The sequence below is a fragment of the Paraburkholderia mimosarum LMG 23256 = NBRC 106338 genome (assembly GCF_000739815.1).
Classification (GTDB): Bacteria; Pseudomonadota; Gammaproteobacteria; order Burkholderiales; family Burkholderiaceae; genus Paraburkholderia; species Paraburkholderia mimosarum.
This window is the reverse complement of sequence record NZ_BBJJ01000008.1, coordinates 174,979-191,896: the sequence shown is the minus strand read 5'-3', so window position 1 is coordinate 191,896 and position 16,918 is coordinate 174,979. Positions and strand designations below refer to the sequence as shown.

Annotated in this window: 14 protein-coding genes and 1 other RNA gene; 9 read left to right on the top strand and 6 right to left on the bottom strand. The window is 65.7% G+C overall.

Annotated features, from left to right (window positions below; genetic code table 11):
• Positions 1-124 precede the first annotated feature (124 nt).
• An RNA gene (gene ffs, locus BMI01S_RS38520) (signal recognition particle sRNA small type) lies at positions 125-223 on the bottom strand.
• A gap of 465 nt (positions 224-688) precedes the next feature.
• Here ffs and trxA point away from each other — a divergent pair.
• The 6 genes from trxA (at position 689) to BMI01S_RS09540 (ending at position 7,615) form a co-directional block, all read left to right on the top strand.
• Positions 689-1,015, top strand: coding sequence for a thioredoxin TrxA (gene trxA / locus BMI01S_RS09565; RefSeq protein ID WP_027797264.1), 327 nt, complete (start codon positions 689-691; stop codon positions 1,013-1,015).
• A 302-nt stretch (positions 1,016-1,317) separates the two neighbouring features.
• Entirely contained in the window at positions 1,318-2,580 is a 1,263-nt protein-coding gene (rho, locus tag BMI01S_RS09560; RefSeq protein WP_027818379.1) for a transcription termination factor Rho, read from the top strand.
• 320 nt (positions 2,581-2,900) lie between these two features.
• Positions 2,901-3,728, top strand: coding sequence for a M90 family metallopeptidase (locus tag BMI01S_RS09555; protein WP_028209917.1), 828 nt, complete (start codon positions 2,901-2,903; stop codon positions 3,726-3,728).
• Between the two features lie 176 nt (positions 3,729-3,904).
• On the top strand, positions 3,905-4,168 hold the full coding sequence (locus BMI01S_RS09550) for a type B 50S ribosomal protein L31 (RefSeq protein WP_028209918.1): 264 nt from the start codon (positions 3,905-3,907) through the stop codon (positions 4,166-4,168).
• A gap of 314 nt (positions 4,169-4,482) precedes the next feature.
• Entirely contained in the window at positions 4,483-6,240 is a 1,758-nt protein-coding gene (locus BMI01S_RS09545) for an ArnT family glycosyltransferase (RefSeq protein ID WP_028209919.1), read from the top strand.
• Between the two features lie 7 nt (positions 6,241-6,247).
• On the top strand, positions 6,248-7,615 hold the full coding sequence (locus tag BMI01S_RS09540; protein WP_028209920.1) for an MATE family efflux transporter: 1,368 nt from the start codon (positions 6,248-6,250) through the stop codon (positions 7,613-7,615).
• 56 nt (positions 7,616-7,671) lie between these two features.
• On the opposite strand, the gene lipA is transcribed toward BMI01S_RS09540, so the two are convergent.
• From lipA to BMI01S_RS09515, 5 genes are all read right to left on the bottom strand, one after another.
• On the bottom strand, positions 7,672-8,670 hold the full coding sequence (gene lipA, locus BMI01S_RS09535; protein WP_028209921.1) for a lipoyl synthase: 999 nt from the start codon (positions 8,668-8,670) through the stop codon (positions 7,672-7,674).
• A gap of 2 nt (positions 8,671-8,672) precedes the next feature.
• Entirely contained in the window at positions 8,673-9,794 is a 1,122-nt protein-coding gene (locus tag BMI01S_RS09530; RefSeq protein ID WP_028209922.1) for an acetoin dehydrogenase dihydrolipoyllysine-residue acetyltransferase subunit, read from the bottom strand.
• 4 nt (positions 9,795-9,798) lie between these two features.
• Positions 9,799-10,803, bottom strand: coding sequence for an alpha-ketoacid dehydrogenase subunit beta (locus tag BMI01S_RS09525; protein ID WP_028209923.1), 1,005 nt, complete (start codon positions 10,801-10,803; stop codon positions 9,799-9,801).
• Between the two features lie 49 nt (positions 10,804-10,852).
• Positions 10,853-11,830 carry a thiamine pyrophosphate-dependent dehydrogenase E1 component subunit alpha gene (locus BMI01S_RS09520; RefSeq protein ID WP_028209924.1) on the bottom strand — a complete coding sequence of 326 codons (978 nt, stop codon included), beginning with the start codon at positions 11,828-11,830 and terminating at the stop codon, positions 10,853-10,855.
• 111 nt (positions 11,831-11,941) lie between these two features.
• Positions 11,942-13,009 (bottom strand): ATP-NAD kinase family protein, encoded by a 1,068-nt coding sequence (locus tag BMI01S_RS09515; RefSeq protein WP_028209925.1) that lies wholly within the window; start codon positions 13,007-13,009, stop codon positions 11,942-11,944.
• A gap of 471 nt (positions 13,010-13,480) precedes the next feature.
• Between BMI01S_RS09515 and BMI01S_RS09510 the strand changes: the two genes are divergently transcribed.
• The 3 genes from BMI01S_RS09510 to BMI01S_RS09500 all read left to right on the top strand — a co-directional run bounded on the left by BMI01S_RS09510 (position 13,481) and on the right by BMI01S_RS09500 (position 16,862).
• The gene (locus tag BMI01S_RS09510; RefSeq protein WP_028209926.1) at positions 13,481-15,481 is read left to right on the top strand and encodes a sigma-54-dependent Fis family transcriptional regulator; all 2,001 of its coding nucleotides are present in this window, start codon (positions 13,481-13,483) and stop codon (positions 15,479-15,481) included.
• Between the two features lie 241 nt (positions 15,482-15,722).
• Positions 15,723-16,301 carry a ComEA family DNA-binding protein gene (locus BMI01S_RS09505; protein ID WP_028209927.1) on the top strand — a complete coding sequence of 193 codons (579 nt, stop codon included), beginning with the start codon at positions 15,723-15,725 and terminating at the stop codon, positions 16,299-16,301.
• Positions 16,302-16,421: 120 nt separating this feature from the next.
• Complete coding sequence (locus BMI01S_RS09500; RefSeq protein ID WP_028209928.1) at positions 16,422-16,862, top strand: YidB family protein; 441 nt, start codon at positions 16,422-16,424, stop codon at positions 16,860-16,862.
• Positions 16,863-16,918 lie beyond the last annotated feature (56 nt).

Genomic DNA, 16,918 nt, shown 5'->3' with positions numbered 1-16,918 from the left:
GAAAGACCGCCCGAAACTGACGATCGCGACAGACTAGCGACAAACAAGCGACAAGCGAAGCATCGCGTCGCGCGCCAGATTGCGCGGCGTCGTAGCTGGGGAAAATACGGAAGAAAAAGAGGAAGGTGACGAGCCCGACCCTCGGCACTGGCGGAAAACGGCTGTGGCTGCTTCGTTCCCGACCTGACCAGGTTGACCGCCCCTCCATGCGAGGAGGCCCGTCACGGCGCATTCTAACATCGGTCGCGCCGCATTGCGACTCCGGCGGTGCCAAAAAGCGCGCCGAGCGGGTCACCGCATCTCGCACACGCTGCCCGGACGCATTCTTTGACGCTCTCTTGCAAAGGCCGGCTGCGCCATCAGATAGTGTTCGGGAGCACACGGTCTCGCGCGCAACGGTCGCGCCGAGGCGCCCGTCATATCCCTCGCATGCCCCGCCGAATGTGGCCTGGAGGACGGAAACCCTCCTTCCGGCATGAGTACTATCACCGTCGGCAACGCATAGGGATTTAGGCTACACTGGCGTCGGCAATCGGCTAAGCCGCGCGGTTTGCGCCCGAATGGCATGTGATTGGCATGGGGTGCGGCTTCGGCCTGGCCGCCCTCGCGGCCCCGGATGAATTTTCAGTTTTGGAGCATCGTGGCGAGCAATTTGCTCGGCCTCGAATCGAAAAGAGGTATTCATACAATGAGCGAACAAATCAAGCATATCAGCGACGCATCGTTCGAACAGGACGTCGTGAAATCCGACAAGCCCGTGCTGCTGGACTTCTGGGCCGAATGGTGCGGCCCGTGCAAGATGATCGCGCCGATTCTCGATGAAGTCGCGAAGGATTACGGCGATCGCCTGCAAATTGCAAAGATCAATGTCGACGAGCATCAGTCGACTCCGGTGAAGTTCGGCGTGCGCGGCATCCCCACGCTGATCCTCTTCAAGAACGGCGCCGTGGCGGCACAAAAAGTCGGTGCGCTCTCGAAGTCGCAACTCACCGCGTTCCTGGATAGCCACCTGTAACGGCCGTTTTTGCCGCCCTCACCTGCCCGGGCGCACTGCCCGGCCAGTCCACGCAGTCCGCGATGAGGCGAGCAACGCTGCGTGTTGTCACGCGACAACACGCACCCTGAAAACACGCGGAAACTTGCTGTCGGTCTACGCTGGCGGTTTCTGGCGTGTGCTATGCTAGAATTCATAAAGCGTCTACCGGCGCTCTTATAAAGCCTCAAGCAAAGTTCCAAGCAAAAGTCCTTGAGCGGTTCCGCTCGCTTCTTTTCCCCCAGACTTCTTTTCGTCGCACTCCTCCCCGACGGGTTCTCCGTATGCATCTTTCCGAGCTCAAGTCTCTGCACGTGTCCGAATTGATCGAGATGGCCAATGGCCTCGAGATCGAAAATGCGAACCGCCTGCGCAAGCAGGAACTCATGTTCGCGATTCTCAAAAAACGCGCCAAGACGGGCGAAACGATCTTCGGTGACGGCACGCTCGAAGTGCTGCCGGACGGCTTCGGCTTTTTGCGCTCGCCGGAAACCTCGTATCTCGCCAGCACGGACGATATCTACATCAGCCCGTCGCAGATCCGCCGCTTCAACCTGCACACCGGCGACACGATCGAAGGCGAGGTACGCACGCCGAAGGACGGCGAACGCTACTTCGCGCTCGTGAAGGTCGACAAGGTCAACGGCCAGCCGCCCGAGGCCTCGAAGCACAAGATCATGTTCGAGAATCTCACGCCGCTGCACCCGAACAAGGTGCTGCTGCTCGAGCGCGAGATGCGCGGCGAGGAGAACGTGACGGGTCGCATCATCGACATGATCGCCCCCATCGGCAAGGGTCAGCGCGGCCTGCTGGTCGCCTCTCCCAAGTCGGGCAAGACGGTGATGCTTCAGCACATCGCGCACGCCATCAAGCAGAACCACCCCGATGTGGTCCTCTTCGTGCTGCTGATCGACGAGCGTCCTGAAGAAGTGACGGAAATGCAGCGCTCGGTGGCCGGCGAAGTGATCGCCTCCACCTTCGACGAACCGGCCGCGCGTCACGTGCAGGTCGCCGAAATGGTGATCGAGAAGGCCAAGCGTCTCGTCGAAATGAAGCACGACGTCGTGATTCTGCTCGACTCGATCACGCGCCTCGCGCGTGCGTACAACACCGTTGTGCCCGCATCGGGCAAGGTGCTCACGGGCGGCGTGGACGCCAACGCGCTGCAACGTCCGAAGCGCTTCTTCGGCGCGGCGCGCAACATCGAGGAAGGCGGCTCGCTCACCATCATCGGCACCGCGCTGATCGAAACCGGCAGCCGCATGGACGACGTGATCTACGAAGAGTTCAAGGGCACCGGCAACATGGAAGTGCACCTCGAGCGCCGCCTCGCGGAAAAGCGCGTCTATCCGTCGATCAACCTGAACAAGTCGGGCACGCGCCGCGAAGAACTGCTCATCAAGCCGGATATCCTCCAGAAGATCTGGGTGCTGCGCAAGTTCATCCACGACATGGATGAAGTCGAGGCCATGGAATTCCTGCTCGACAAGATCCGCCAGACGAAGAACAACTCCGAGTTCTTCGACATGATGCGCCGCGGCGGCTGATACCGTCGTCCCGGCTGGATTGGCAACAAGACGCCCGCTGTTCGCGGGCGTCTTGCTTTTCCGGCGAGGGGCGCCGCGCGCCTCTCGCCCCCCGCCACTGAAGCGTGGCTCATCCCGCCGCTGCCCCTGCGCGCACTGCTGCTGTTCATCGCCCTGCACCGATTGCCCATCTCACGTTCCACGTCTTCGCGATCGAGGAATACACGGCTATCGCTTGAAAAACGTCGTCAGGCAGTTGACGATATCGTTCGACGGGCCGAGCTTTCCGAGCTCGTTCGACGCGGACAACCGCAAGCCTCCCCGAACATCTATCCGAAGCGATGCTTTCGAAACTCTCAAACTGGTTCGGCGCGCGCCGCCGCGAGAAGGCGCTGCGCACCTATGCGATCGACGACGCGCTCTGGAAGGCCACGCTCGCCGGCCTGCCGTTCCTCACGCATCTCGACGAAGCCGACCTTGTCCGCCTGCGCGAGATGACGAGTCTTTTCATCGCGCAGAAGGAGTTCTCGACTGCGCACGATCTCGTGCTCACCGACCCGATGACGGTGGCCATCGCCGCACAGGCGTCGCTGCCCGTGCTCAATCTTTCGCTCGATCTCTACAAGGGCTGGGTGGGGGTGATCGTGTATCCGGGCGAATTCGTGATCCGCAAGACCGTGGAGGACGAGGACGGCGTGGTGCACGAAGTCGAGCAGGATGCAAGCGGCGAGGCGTGGGAAGGCGGCCCTGTCATCCTGTCGTGGGAAGACGCGCAGATGACCGACGGCAGCGACGCCTACAACGTTGTGATCCACGAATTCGCACACAAGATCGACATGCTCAACGGCGAGCCGGACGGACACCCGCCCCTTTTTCGGCGCTGGCATGCGCCGCTCGACGCGCAGGCCTGGGCCGACGTGTTCGACAATGCCTACGACCAGTTCTGCGACAAGGTGGACGCCGTGCCGGAGCGCCGCTGGGCGCGTTTCGAGCGCGACTCGCTGATCGATCCCTATGCCGCCGATCACCCGTCGGAGTTCTTTGCGGTGTGTAGCGAGGCGCTGTTCGTCAAGCCGAAGGCGTTCGAGGCCGAATATCCCGAGCTTTACCGTCTGCTCGCGCGCTATTACCGCCAGGACCCGGCGCGCGTGGGCGCACTGGGCGCATAGTCACGCTGGGAAGCCAGCCTGAGCATCTGCCGGCAGCGCCGCAAAAAATCGCGAACCGGCTGATTTTCTGGCATAATCTCCTTTTTTCGACCTTGGGCAAGTGGCTCGCGCGAACGGTTTTTCGGCATGGTGCCGGGAGCACGCGGGTTGGCTACCGCCAGATTTGAGGAACAATCATGAAAGAAGGCATTCACCCGGATTACCGCGAAGTCCTGTTCGTCGACGTTTCGAACGACTTCAAGTTCGTGACCCGCTCGACCATCCAGACGCGCGAAACCGCCGAATTCAACGGCAAGACCTACCCGCTCGCCAAGATCGAAGTGTCGTCGGAATCGCATCCGTTCTACACGGGCACGCAAAAGATCATGGATACGGCCGGCCGTGTCGAGAAGTTCAACAAGAAGTTCGGCGCACGCGCCTCGGGCAAGGCCGCGAAGTAAATGCTTCGCCGCGCCGGCTGCTTGCCGGCCCCGCATTGGCAGGACTCAAAAGGGCAGCGTACGCTGCCCTTTTTTGTTGCTCGCGCCACCTTCGCGCGGCTCGGGCCACTCGCGGGTGCGACTGACTGCCCTGTTTCGCCTGTTTCTGCGAATTAGCCTGCTGCTCGTGCGATGACGCGCGATAGCCGGCCCGGCTAGAATGCCGGATTGCTCCGCGGGTACGGCCGGCCGTGCCGTCTGCCCCGCAAGCCTGCTTGCCCCTCTATGCGCACCCGCTCGCGCATACAGGGTTTATCCGTTTCCCTTCGCACTGCATGAAGCCAGCCATTCGACTGACCGCCTCCGCCACCAGCGCCTTGCCGCGCTGGCTGTTGCTGACCATCTGTATCGTCTTCGCGGCGTTCGGGCTCTTTGGACGCGATCCGTGGAAGAACGAGGACGCGGCGGGCTTCGGCGTGATGTGGACGATGGCGGGCGGCACCTCGCACGACTGGATGCTGCCGAACCTCGTCGGCAAGTACGTGACGGAGAACGGGCCGCTCGCCTACTGGCTGGGCGCCGCGTGCATCCGCCTGTTCGCGCCGTGGGTCGACGCGAGCAACGCCTCGCGCATCGCCACGGGCGTGTTGTTCTGTCTCGCGTGCGCGTTCGTCTGGTACAGCGCCTATCTGCTGGGCCGTCGTCCCGAAGTGCAGCCGTTCAAGTACGCGTTCGGCGGCGAGCCCGAGCCGCGCGACTACGGTCGCACGCTCGGCGACGGCGCCCTGCTCGTGCTGCTGGCGTGCTTTGGCCTTGCTGAGCGCGGCCACGAAACCACCCCGCAGCTCATGCAGTTCCTGGGCATCGCCATGCTCCTGTACGGCGTCGTGCGCGCCATCGACAAGCCGGTCCAGGGCGCGATCTGGTGGGGTGTCGCGCTGGGCGTCGTGATGTTGTCGAGCGGCCCCGTGCTCGTGGGCGCGCTCCTCATCGGCACGCTCGCCATGCTTGCCAGCGCGCCCGAAACGCGCTCGCGCTGGCTTCTCGTGGCGGGCCTGCCCGTCGCGCTCGCGATCTCGGCCTCGTGGCCTGTCGCCGCGCTGCACCTGTACCCCGACGACGCTGCCTGGTTCCTCAACCAGTGGGCGCGAACCAACGTCAACGCGTTCGCGGGGCCGCCGGGCTACGTACTGCGCTATGCGGCAAAGAACCTGCCGCTCTTCACGTGGCCCGCATGGCCGCTGGCGATATGGGCCTTCGTGAGCTGGGCCGGACTGCGCCGCAAGCCGCATATCGCGATCCCGCTCTCGGTGATCGTGCCGTTGCTCATTCTCGTGATCGTGCAGAGCCACGAGTCGAACCGGCTCTTCATGCTGGTGCTGCCCGCGCTTTCGGTGCTCGCGACCTTCGCGCTGCCCACGCTCAAGCGCGGCGCGATCAATGCGATCGACTGGTTCGCGGTGCTCAGCTTCACGATTCTCGGCACCTTCGTATGGCTCGTGTGGCTCGCGGGCATGACCGGATTTCCCGCACCGCTCGCACGCAATCTCGCGCGGCTCGCGCCCGGCTTCGTGCCGCAGTTCAAGATTCTCTCGTTCGCGTGCGCGGTGGCCGTCACCGTGTGCTGGATGGTTCTCGTGCAGTGGCGCGTGGCGCGCCATCCGAAGGTGCTGTGGCGCAGTGTCGTGCTGTCGAGCGGCGGCACCACGCTCATGTGGGTGCTGCTCATGACGCTGTGGCTGCCCGTCGTGAACTACAGCCGGACCTACAAGGACGTCGCCGAGCAGATCGCGGCGCACCTGCCCGCCGATTACCAGTGCATCTCCCCAGTGCGCCTCGGCGACGCGCAGATCGCCACCTTCGCCTATTTCGGCAGGATGCATTTCGCATTCGACGAGAACTGCGACGTGATCCTGCGCCAGGATACCCAGGACTACGGCGAGCCGAGCTCGATGCCTGACTACGAATGGAAGCTCGTGTGGGAAGGCCGCCGTGCCGCCGACCGCGACGAGCGCTTCCGCCTGTACGTGCGCATCGACCGTCCGAAGACGCCGCTCAAGAAGCCGCACGTCTGGCGCAAGCGCCCCGACTGAGGCCGCGGTGCCACCCTCACTCCTCGGCGACGTCCGGCGCATCGCTGCGCTCGCGTGGCCGGTGCTGATCGGCCAGCTCGCGATCATCGCCTTCGGCGTGATCGACACCGCGATGGTCGGCCGGTACTCGGCGCTCGATCTCGCGGCGCTCGGTCTGGGCTCGTCGATCTACGTCTCGGTTTATATCGCCCTCACCGGCATTCTCAGCGCGCTGCAGCCCGTCGCGGCTCAGCTCTATGGCGCGCGCAAGGACATCGAAATCGGCCTCGAAGTGCGCCAGGCATTCTGGCTAGCACTCGTGCTGATGGCGCTCGGCTTCGCGGTCCTCTACTTTCCCGGCCCGCTGCTCGACCTCGCGCACGCACCAGAGGCGCTGCGCGAGCGCACGATCGGCTATCTGCGGCTGCTCTCGTTCGGGCTGCCCGCAGCGCTGGCTTTTCGGATCTACAGTTCGCTCGCCAATGCCGTAGGACGGCCGCGACTCGTGATGTTCCTGCAAGTCGGCGCGCTCGCGCTCAAGGTGCCGCTCAACACTTGGCTCATCTTCGGCGGTCTCGGCGTGCCGGCCCTCGGCGGCCCGGGCTGCGCGCTCGCGAGCACGTCGATCAACTGGGTGCTCGCCGTTTGCGCGGTGCTGGCGCTCACGCGCTTCGACGTGTTCGCGCCGTTCGAAATCTTCAGGCACTTCTGCTGGCCCGAGTGGAAGCGCCAGGCCGAATTGCTCAAGCTCGGCATTCCGATGGGGCTCTCGTACCTCATCGAGGTGACCTCGTACACGTTCATGGCGATCTTCATCGCGCGCATGGGAACGACCACGCTCGCCGGGCATCAGATCGCCGGGAACATCGGCGCGGTGCTCTACATGACGCCGCTTTCCATCGGCGTCGCGACTTCGACGCTGGTCGCCCAGGCGCTGGGCGGCAATCGCCCGGCCGAGGCTCGCACCCTCGCGAGGCACGGCGTGGCGACGGCCGTGGCGATCGCCTGCTGCTACGGCGCGATTGTGTTCGTGCTTCGGCCACTCGTCATCGGCGGGTATACGCCCGACCCCACGGTGGTGGCCGCGGCCATGCCGCTCGTCGCCATCGTCACCTGCTATCACGTCTTCGACGCGCTGCAGATCACCACGGCCTTTGCCTTGCGTGCCTACAAGGTCGCGGTCGTGCCGACCCTCATCTATGCGGTCGCATTGTGGGGCGTGGGGCTCGGCGGCGGCTATGCACTGGGTTTCGACGTGACGGGCACGATACCCGTCTGGGCGACGGGCGCGCGCGGTTTCTGGCTCGCCAACCTGGCGAGCCTCCTGATGGCCGGTGCTGGACTCCTGCTTTATCTCTCGCGCGTGAGTGCGTGGCATCTGCGTCGGGGCGGATAGCCGGCGGGTGTCACTCGATGGCGCGAGACAGGATGGCAGTTAGTTGCAATCCCCCCTCACCGCGGCAAGGCCTGCCGCGCCGCCTGCACCGTCTGCGCCGCGTGATACGACGAGCGCACGAGAGGCCCGGCCACGACCTCGCTGAAGCCCATCGCGAGGCCCTCATTGCGCAACGCCGCGAATTCGTCGGGATGCACGTAACGTTTCACCGGCAAGTGAAACCGGGACGGCGCGAGATACTGCCCAATCGTTAGCACATCTACGCGATGGCCACGCAAATCACGCATCGTCGCGAGCAACTCCCCATTGGTTTCGCCCAGCCCAACCATTAACCCTGACTTCGTGACGAGCGCGCCGTTCGCCGCTTTCGCGCGCGCCAGCAGATCGAGCGAGCCGCAATAATCTGCGCCCGGCCGCGCGGCGCGATAAAGCGAAGGCACGGTCTCGACGTTGTGGTTGAACACGTCAGGCCACGCGAGCGAAAGTGCCTCGATGGCACGCTGGATGCGGCCGCGAAAATCGGGCGTCAGCACCTCGACGCCGATGCCCGGCACGCACTCGCGCACCCGTGCGATGCAACGTGCGAAATGCGCCGCGCCCCCATCGCGCAAGTCGTCGCGATCGACCGACGTAATCACCACGTGACGCAAACCCAGCGCCCCAACTGCCGCCGCGAGATGCGCAGGCTCCTCCTCATCGAGCGGCGCGGGCCGCCCGTGCGCGACGTCGCAGAACGGACAGCGCCGCGTGCACAGCCCGCCCATGATCATGAATGTCGCCGTGCGCTGCGCAAAGCATTCGCCGATGTTCGGGCACATCGCTTCTTCGCACACCGAATGAAGCCGGTGTTCGCGCAAGACGGCCGCCACGCCCGCGACAGTCTCGCTCATGAGCGGGCGGGCGCGCAGCCAGGCAGGCTTCGGCAAGACCGCGTCCGTGCCGGAGGTTGGCACGATCTTCACCGGAATCCGCGCGAGCTTCTCGCGGCTGCGCAAGCCCTCCTGGCCCAGCGCCGTACTGGACGATCGAGACGTATGAGACGTAGCGGCCTCCATGCTCAGGCTCCTTCGTCGAGGAAGGCCTTGAGCAGGCGATTGACCTCCTGCGCAGCCTCCATCTGCACCATGTGCCCCTTGCCCGGGATCATCTCCACGTGCACCTGCGAAGGCAGCCCCTGCGCATGGCGCGCCGGGATGATCTGGTCGGCCTCCCCCCAGATCACGAGCGTGCGCGGAGCGAGCGAGGCGAGGCGCTCGCGGAAGACATGCCGCTGCGCGCCGCCCGCGAACGCCTGCCCCGCGATCATGCCGAGCGCGGCCTGCACGCCTTCTAGCCGCTTGTACTTCACGAGGTCCTCGACCAGCTGACGCGTGACCAGCGCGGGATCGGCGAACAGTTTCGTCACATGCGGCTTGAGCGCATTGCGGTTTGCCGCCGTGACGAAGCCCTCGATGTACGCCCCGTCGATCTCGCCGCCAAGGCCGGCGCTCGAGATCAGCGCGAGCGAGGCCACACGCTGCTGCGCGCTCTCGGCCACCGCCATGGCCACCGCGCCGCCCAGCGAGTGCCCAACGAGATGCGCGCGGTCGATCTTCTGCGCGTCGAGAAATGCAATCACGCTCTGCGCAAGCTCGTCGAGGCTCCCGCTCTCGACGGCCTTGCCCGATTCACCGTGGCCCGGCAGATCGAGTGCCCAGACGGTGCGCTCCGCCGCCAGATCAGTGTGATTGAAGAGCCAGTTGTTGAGATCGCCGCCAAAGCCGTGGATCAGGACGACGGGCACGCCCTCGGCTTCTCCCTGCTTCAGGTAGCGCAGGGTCCTGCCGCCGATCTGCATCTTCTCCGGCTGCGGTCCCGCGTCGGCATCGCCTGCCTGCGCCGGCACGAAGTCGCGCTGGAATTCGGCCACTGCGGCGTCGATATCGGCGTCGGCCGCTTCGGCATCGGCTACCACGCCCAGCAGCGCACCGACCGGGAGGGTGTCGCCCTCTTTGGCGATCTGCCGTCGCAACACGCCCTCGAATGCACACTCGACCCCCGAGGCGATCTTGTCCGATTCGACGTCGAGCAGTTCATCGCCCTTGGTGACCGTCTCGCCTGGCGACTTGAGCCACCCGTTCACCTGGCCCTGCTCCATCGAAAGGCCCCATTTGGGCATCGTGATCATGTGGATCGGCATGACTTCAGCTCCTTGCAGCGCGCGCGGCTTCGGCGATCTTTTCCGCCGACGGGATATAGAGATCTTCGAGCGACGCCGCGAACGGCACCGGCGTGTGCGGCGCCGTGACCATGCCGACCGGAGCCTTGAGCGCACTGAACGCCTTTTGCCCGACGAGGGCGGCAATGTCCGTCGCGATCGAGCAGCGCGGATTCGCTTCGTCGACGACGACGACCCGGCCCGTGCGGCGCGCGCTTTCGAGGATCGTCTCCTCGTCGAGCGGTGAGGTCGTGCGCAGGTCGATCACGTCTGCCTCGATGCCGTCTTTCGCGAGCTTCTGTGCGGCGTCGAGCGCGTAGTGGACCATTCGTCCATACGTGACGATCGTGATGTCGTCGCCGTCGCGCACGATGTTGGCTTCGCCAAACGGAATCGAATAGGATTCCTCCGGAACGTCACCTTCCATCGTGTAGAGCAGCTTATGCTCGCAGAAAATGACCGGGTCGTTGTCGCGAATGGCCTCGATCATGAGGCCTTTTGCGTCATAGGGCGTGGCCGGGCACACGACCTTGAGCCCCGGAATATGCGTAAAGAGCGAGGTCAGCATCTGCGAATGCTGTGCCGCGGCGCGCAGTCCCGCACCGTACATGGTGCGGATCACAACCGGCGTGACCGCCTTGCCGCCGAACATGTAGCGGAACTTCGCCGCCTGGTTGAAGATCTGGTCGAAGCACACGCCCATGAAGTCGATGAACATCAACTCCGCCACCGGCCGCATGCCGCACGCCGCCGCGCCCACGGCCGCGCCGATGAAGCCGCCCTCCGAGAGCGGCGTATCGAGCACGCGCCCCGGAAACTTGCCGTACAGCCCCTTCGTCACGCCGAGGACGCCGCCCCACGCGTCCTGCTCGCCCGGCGCGCCTGCGCCGCCCGCATTGTCCTCGCCCATCACGATCACGCTCTCGTCGCGCCCCATCTCCTGGGCAAGCGCTTCGTTGATCGCCTGCGAATAGGTGATTTTCCGTGCCATTTCCGTCTCCTTATTGATATGGGATCCTGATTACCTGAGCAGGCAGCGCTCAAGGATATGAAACGTACACGTCGGTGAGCAGCGCGTCGGCCGGCGGCAGCGGTGCGGCCTTGGCCTGCGCGACCGCATCATCGATCAGTTGCTTCACTTCGGCATCCACCTTGCGCAGATCGTCGCTGCTCGCGAGTTCGGCGCGCATCACTCGCTCCTCGAAACGCTTGAGGCAATCCTTTTCCTCGCGCAGCTTCTGCACTTCGCCGGGCGCGCGATAGGTCTGCGCGTCGCCCTCGAAGTGGCCGAAATAGCGCGAAAGCTTCATTTCCACGAGCGTCGGCCCGCCGCCGCTACGCGCTCGCGCGATGGCTTCACCCAGCGCCTCGTGCACGGCAAAGAAGTCGAAGCCGTCGACGATCACGCCCGGCATGCCAAAGCCGTTCGCGCGGTCTGCGATGTTGTCGGCCGCGACCGACCAGGTGGACGACGTCGCCTCGGCATAACCGTTGTTTTCCGCGACGAAGATCACCGGCAGGCGCCACACCGAGGCCAGGTTCATCGACTCGAAGATCACACCCTGGTTCGATGCGCCATCGCCGAAGAAGCACACGCCCACGCCGCCGGTCTTCTTCTGTTTGGCGGCGAGCGCCGCACCGCAGGTCAGGGGACCTCCCGCGCCGACGATGCCGTTTGCGCCCAGCATGCCTTTCGACAGGTCGGCGATGTGCATCGAGCCGCCTTTGCCGCGGCATGAGCCCGTGGCCCGGCCATAGATCTCGGCCATCATTTCGCGCACGTCCACGCCCTTCGCGATGCAATGGCCGTGCCCCCGGTGCGTGGTGGCTACGTAGTCGGTATCGTTCAGATGGCTCATAGTGCCGACGGCGGACGCCTCCTCGCCCGCATAGAGGTGCACGAAGCCCGGAATGTCGCCGGTCGCGAACTCGACGTGCAGCCGCTCCTCGAATTCGCGGATCGTGCGCATCGAGCGATACGCGGTTAGCAACTGCTCCTTGTTCAACTGAATAGACATGGTTGTCTCCTGTGGGTATGCCTGCTGGTGGAAGTGCATCTGCGCCTGATGGAAAGCGAAACCACCTCGTCTCCTTCTGTTGACTACGCGTTGGGGAACCGCGCCCGGCCGCTACACGCTTGCGGCGGCCTCGCGCAACAGTTGATGCGACGCCGCGTATCGCAGCGTGCGCGCGACATCGACGGTCAATGGGCCCTGCCAGTCGAGTGTCACTTCGTAGCGGTCGCCGCGCGCCGGTTCGATCTCGCGCTCGCCGTCGAACGCGAGCGTGCCGTGGCCGGCTTCCAGCGGCAGCGCCACGCCGACTTCGAGGCGCTGACAGGTGCGCATCGTCAGTCGCGCAACGCGTCCTGGCGCGATCGGCGCAAGCAGCGGAACGCCCGCAGTCGCCCCCGCGGGGGCACCTGGCTCGGCGAAGGTCATGTGCAGCCCATGCGACGCATCTCGCCCGACCGGTGCCCATGCCCCGCCGATCGACGAAAGCCCGATGCCGTCGGACGGGGCGAAGGCGAGGAAAAGTGATTCGATATCCGAACTTTCCGATATCGCGCGCGCACCGATGAACGGCTGACGCGCCACGCAAATATCGACCAGCGCGAGTTCTTCGCGCCCGCGCGATGGTCCGTCGACGCAACGCGCGACGAGCCGCTTGTTGCGCGCGAGCGCCGCCTCGGCCGGCACCGCGCCCGTCGCGACGAGCGCACCGGCGAGCCCCGCGACGGTGGCTTCGCGCAATTCGGGAAACGCATTGTTGGTGCCGGTGGAAAGCGCAAGCAGCGGCGTCTCGCCGCAATGCGCCGCGACCGCGCGGTGGGTGCCGTCGCCGCCCAGGACCGCAATGAGCGCGACTTCCTCGCGCACCATGTGATCGACGCCGGCGTGCGTATCGGCCACGCTCTCGCTCACCGGCAAATCGATGAACTCGACCTCGGGCCAGCGCTCGTGCGTGGCAATGGCGGCGTGGGTCTCGATCGCACGCAGCAGCAGCGCGGCCACGCCGGTGTTGTCGCGCAGCGCGAGCACGCGCGCGACGCCAAGCGCGCCCAGACCCGCGAGCAGGCGCACGACCATGTTCGCCTTCTCCGCCGTGGGAAAGACGGATGCATGGGAGGTCAGACGGCGGATGTCGCGGCCCGATGCGGGATTCGCGATCACGCCTACGGTCACGGGCGTCGTCACGGGGTTTGTCTCCTTGGCGTCGCACGCTGAGATGCCGCGCTCCGCTTTTGCCCATGCACTCTGCAAGCGTCATGCCAATGATGTTCGAGACAACGCATGAACATCCAGAAGTCCGCGTGACGGGGCTCACGGGCCACTGCGCACGACCGCGCCAGCACCGCTTGCGGCTCGCGGTGCGTCTCACGGGCCGTCTCGCGCGCGCAAAGCACTGGATGCGCCGTGGCCGCTTCACCCGAACGAAAACGGGCAGAGCCCCGCGCAGCCTGCCCGAGCGGCGTCCCGACCCGTGCTCGAACGCGATACGCCGCGGGATGAGACGTTCGTCTCAACCGTCTCGCATGCTGCGCTGCGGTGTGATCGAGCGCAAAGGATGTGCTACAAAAGACTCCCGCCGAACGCTTTCCGGTCCGACGTGACGTTATCTCGCCGTTTTTGCGACCGTTGTCCGCCAGCCACCGTCTGGAACCGCTCATGCCCAACGCCCTTGCGTCTACCCGGCACGCCGAGCGCGTGCGTGGCGCCGTAGAAGGCCGGCTCCCCGCGCCGTCCGGTTCACCGCGCCTCGTCTCGTCGTGGCAGCGCTCGTTCGAGCGCTATCAGCTCGATCCCGGCTCGGTGATCGGCCCGCGCGTGCTGAGCGCCGCCGAGCTGCGCGAGATCCGCGATCGCGAGGAGTCCTTCCTGCGCGCCTCGGGCCAATGCCTCACGCGTTTGCACGACATGGTGCGCGAGGCCGACTACTGCGTGATGCTGACCGACGGTCACGGCGTGACCATCGATTACCGCATCGACCGCGAGCGCCGCAACGACTTCAAGCACGCGGGGCTCTACATCGGCTCCTGCTGGTCGGAGAGCGAGGAAGGCACCTGCGGCATCGCCAGCGTGCTGACCGATCTCGCGCCCATCACCGTGCACAAGACCGATCATTTCCGCGCCGCGTTCACCACGCTCACCTGCAGCGCCGCACCGATCTTCGCGCCGGGCGGCGAGCTGATCGGCGTGCTCGACGCTTCGGCCGTGCACTCGCCCGACAATCGCGAGAGCCAGCGCATCGTCAACCAGCTCGTGCGACAGAGCGCGACGCTCATCGAGGACGGCTATTTCCTGCATCGCCTGGCGTCGTGCTGGATCCTCTTTGGGCACCAGAACCGCAATTACGTCGAGGCGCAGCCCGAGATGCTGATCGCCTTCGATGAGATGGGCAACGTGGTCGCCGCGAACCGGCGCGCGCGCGAATGCATTCCGGGTCTCGACGGCCCTCGCCATATCGACGAGATCTTCGATTCGTCGCATGTGCATTTGCGCGACATCGGGCGCATCGAGACCATCGCGGCGCTGCGTCTGCGCGCGAACGGCTCGATGCTTTACGCGCGCATTCGCGCGCCGCTCGGATCTGGCGGACACAGCGGACACAGTGGACACAGCGGACATGGCGGGCACGGCGCGGCACATGCCGCGATGCCGCTGCGGCGCGAATCCGCGACCAACGCGCAGGAATACGATCGCAGCGCGCTCGGCCCCTTCCTGCGCAGCGCCGACGCACGCGTGGCCGAAAACGCCCGCATCGCGCAACGTGTGGCAGGCAAGCGCCTGCCCATCCTGCTGCTCGGCGAAACGGGCGCGGGCAAGGAAGTGTTCGCACGCGCGATGCACGACGCAGGCGCACGAAGCAACCGGGCTTTCATCGCGGTGAACTGCGGCGCGCTGCCCGAATCGCTGATCGAAAGCGAGCTGTTCGGCTATGCGCCGGGCGCCTTCACCGGCGCGCGCCGCCACGGTGCGCGCGGCAAGATCGCGATGGCCGACGGCGGCACGCTCTTCCTCGACGAAATCGGCGATATGCCGCTCACGCTGCAGACTCGCCTCCTGCGCGTGCTCGCGGAAGGCGAGGTGCTTCCGCTCGGCGCTGAAGCGCCGCTGCGCGTCGATGTCGACGTGATCTGCGCGACACACCGGGACCTCGCGCAAATGGCCAGATCTGGCGCGTTCCGCGAGGATCTCTACTATCGTTTGAGCGGCGCGGTGCTCACGCTGCCGCCGCTGCGCGAGCGCCGTGACATCGCGACGCTCATCGACACCGTGTTCGCAGAAGAAGCACAGGCCGCCGGCCGCCCGCTCGCACTCGATGCCACGCTCGCCGCGCGGCTCGCCGCGTTCGCGTGGCCCGGCAATCTGCGGCAACTGCGCAATGCGATGCGCTACGCATGCGCCGTTTGCGACACGGTGCGGGTCGAGGCACGGCACCTGAGCGCGGATCTCGCCGAAAACCTGCCCGCGCTCGCGCCGACAGCCGCGGCATACGCGCGTCCCGCCGCGCCGCTCTCGCCGGAGGTCGAGCGTGAGCGCATCATCGCGGCGCTCACGGCGCACCGCTGGCGACCCAACGCGGCCGCGCAGGCGCTGGGCATCTCGCGCGCGACGCTGTACCGGCGCATTGCGAAGCTCGGCATCGCCGGGCCGCACCGCGCCTGAGACGGATTGCGCGGACAGCGCCGTCTCGCCCGCCACGGCTTTCAGCGGATTTCGCGTCGCCGGAATGCATAAACCATTAAATATTGTGCGGCGCGATTTACTTGCCACGAATCGGCCGGTATAACTCGATCGCGCCCGAATCACGGATACGCCAACTGTCCTATTCTTTTATCGCAGCCTCCCTGGCTGGATGCGTCGTCCGTTCCCGGCTAACCGAATTGCCCTCAATGGAGTGATTGCCATGCTCAAGAAGCTGCTGATGCTGTTCCTCGCAATGGGTTTGTCGCTGTCCGCGGCGCTCGCTGCCGCCGTCGAAGTCAACACCGCCGACGAAACCGCGCTCGAATCCGTCAAGGGCATTGGCCCCGTCCACGCCAGGGCGATCATCGACGAACGCACGAAGAACGGCCCGTTCAAGGACGCCGACGACCTCGCGAACCGCGTCAAGGGCATTGGCCCGAAATCCGTGCAGAACCTCGAAGCCGCGGGGCTCACGATCAACGGCTCCTCGGCGCCGCCGGCGGGCAAGGCGGCCACGACGAAGAGCAGCAAGAGCGCCGCGGCGACGGCCGCCGCGCCCGCTGCCACCACGGCGAACCCGATGACGGCGCCCGCTAGCGCCGCGCAGCCCGCCTCCGGCCCGGTGGCGGCCAAGTCGAAGCACAAGAGCGCGAAGGAGAAGACGGCCATTGCCGCGAGCGCGCCAGAAGCGGGCGCCGCGGCTTCGGCGCCGGCCACGGCATCCGATACGAAGGCGAAAAAGCCCGGCAAGTCGAAGAAGAGCAAGGCCGCATCGGAGGCGGCCGCTTCCGGCGCCTGATCGTCGCCGTCGTCCGGCGTGCCAACCGTGCGCCGGCCCCGGATCCGGCGCCGCCATTGCGCGCGCCGGCCCACTTACCGGCCGCGTCCCCCGGCGCGGCCATCATTCAGAGAGATCGACATGAGTCTGCTAGATACCCTCGGTTCCCTGTTCGGTTCGCAGTCGCAACAGCAAGGCGGCGGCCAGGCCCAGCTCCTCGCCGCGGCGATGGAGTTGGTCAACAACCAGCCCGGCGGCCTGAACGGCCTCATCGAGAAGTTCAAGCAAGGCGGCCTCGGCGACATCGTGCAGTCGTGGGTCGGCAACGGCGAGAACCAGCCCGTCTCGCCCGATCAACTGCAAAACGCGCTCGGCTCGGACGTCGTTTCGGGCCTCGCGCAGAAAGTCGGCATGCAGCCCGACCAGGTGAGCGGCCTGCTCGCCCAGGTGCTGCCGCACGTGGTCAACGCGGGCACGCCGAACGGAGAAGTACCGCAAGGCGGCCAGATCAACACCGAAAGCGTGCTTGGCACGCTTGGCGGGCTGGCTTCGCTCTTTGGTGGCGGCAACAAGCAGGCATAACGGTGCTCGCGCTCTGAAATCAGCGCTTCTGCGGCAAAGAAAAGGGGCAGCGGATC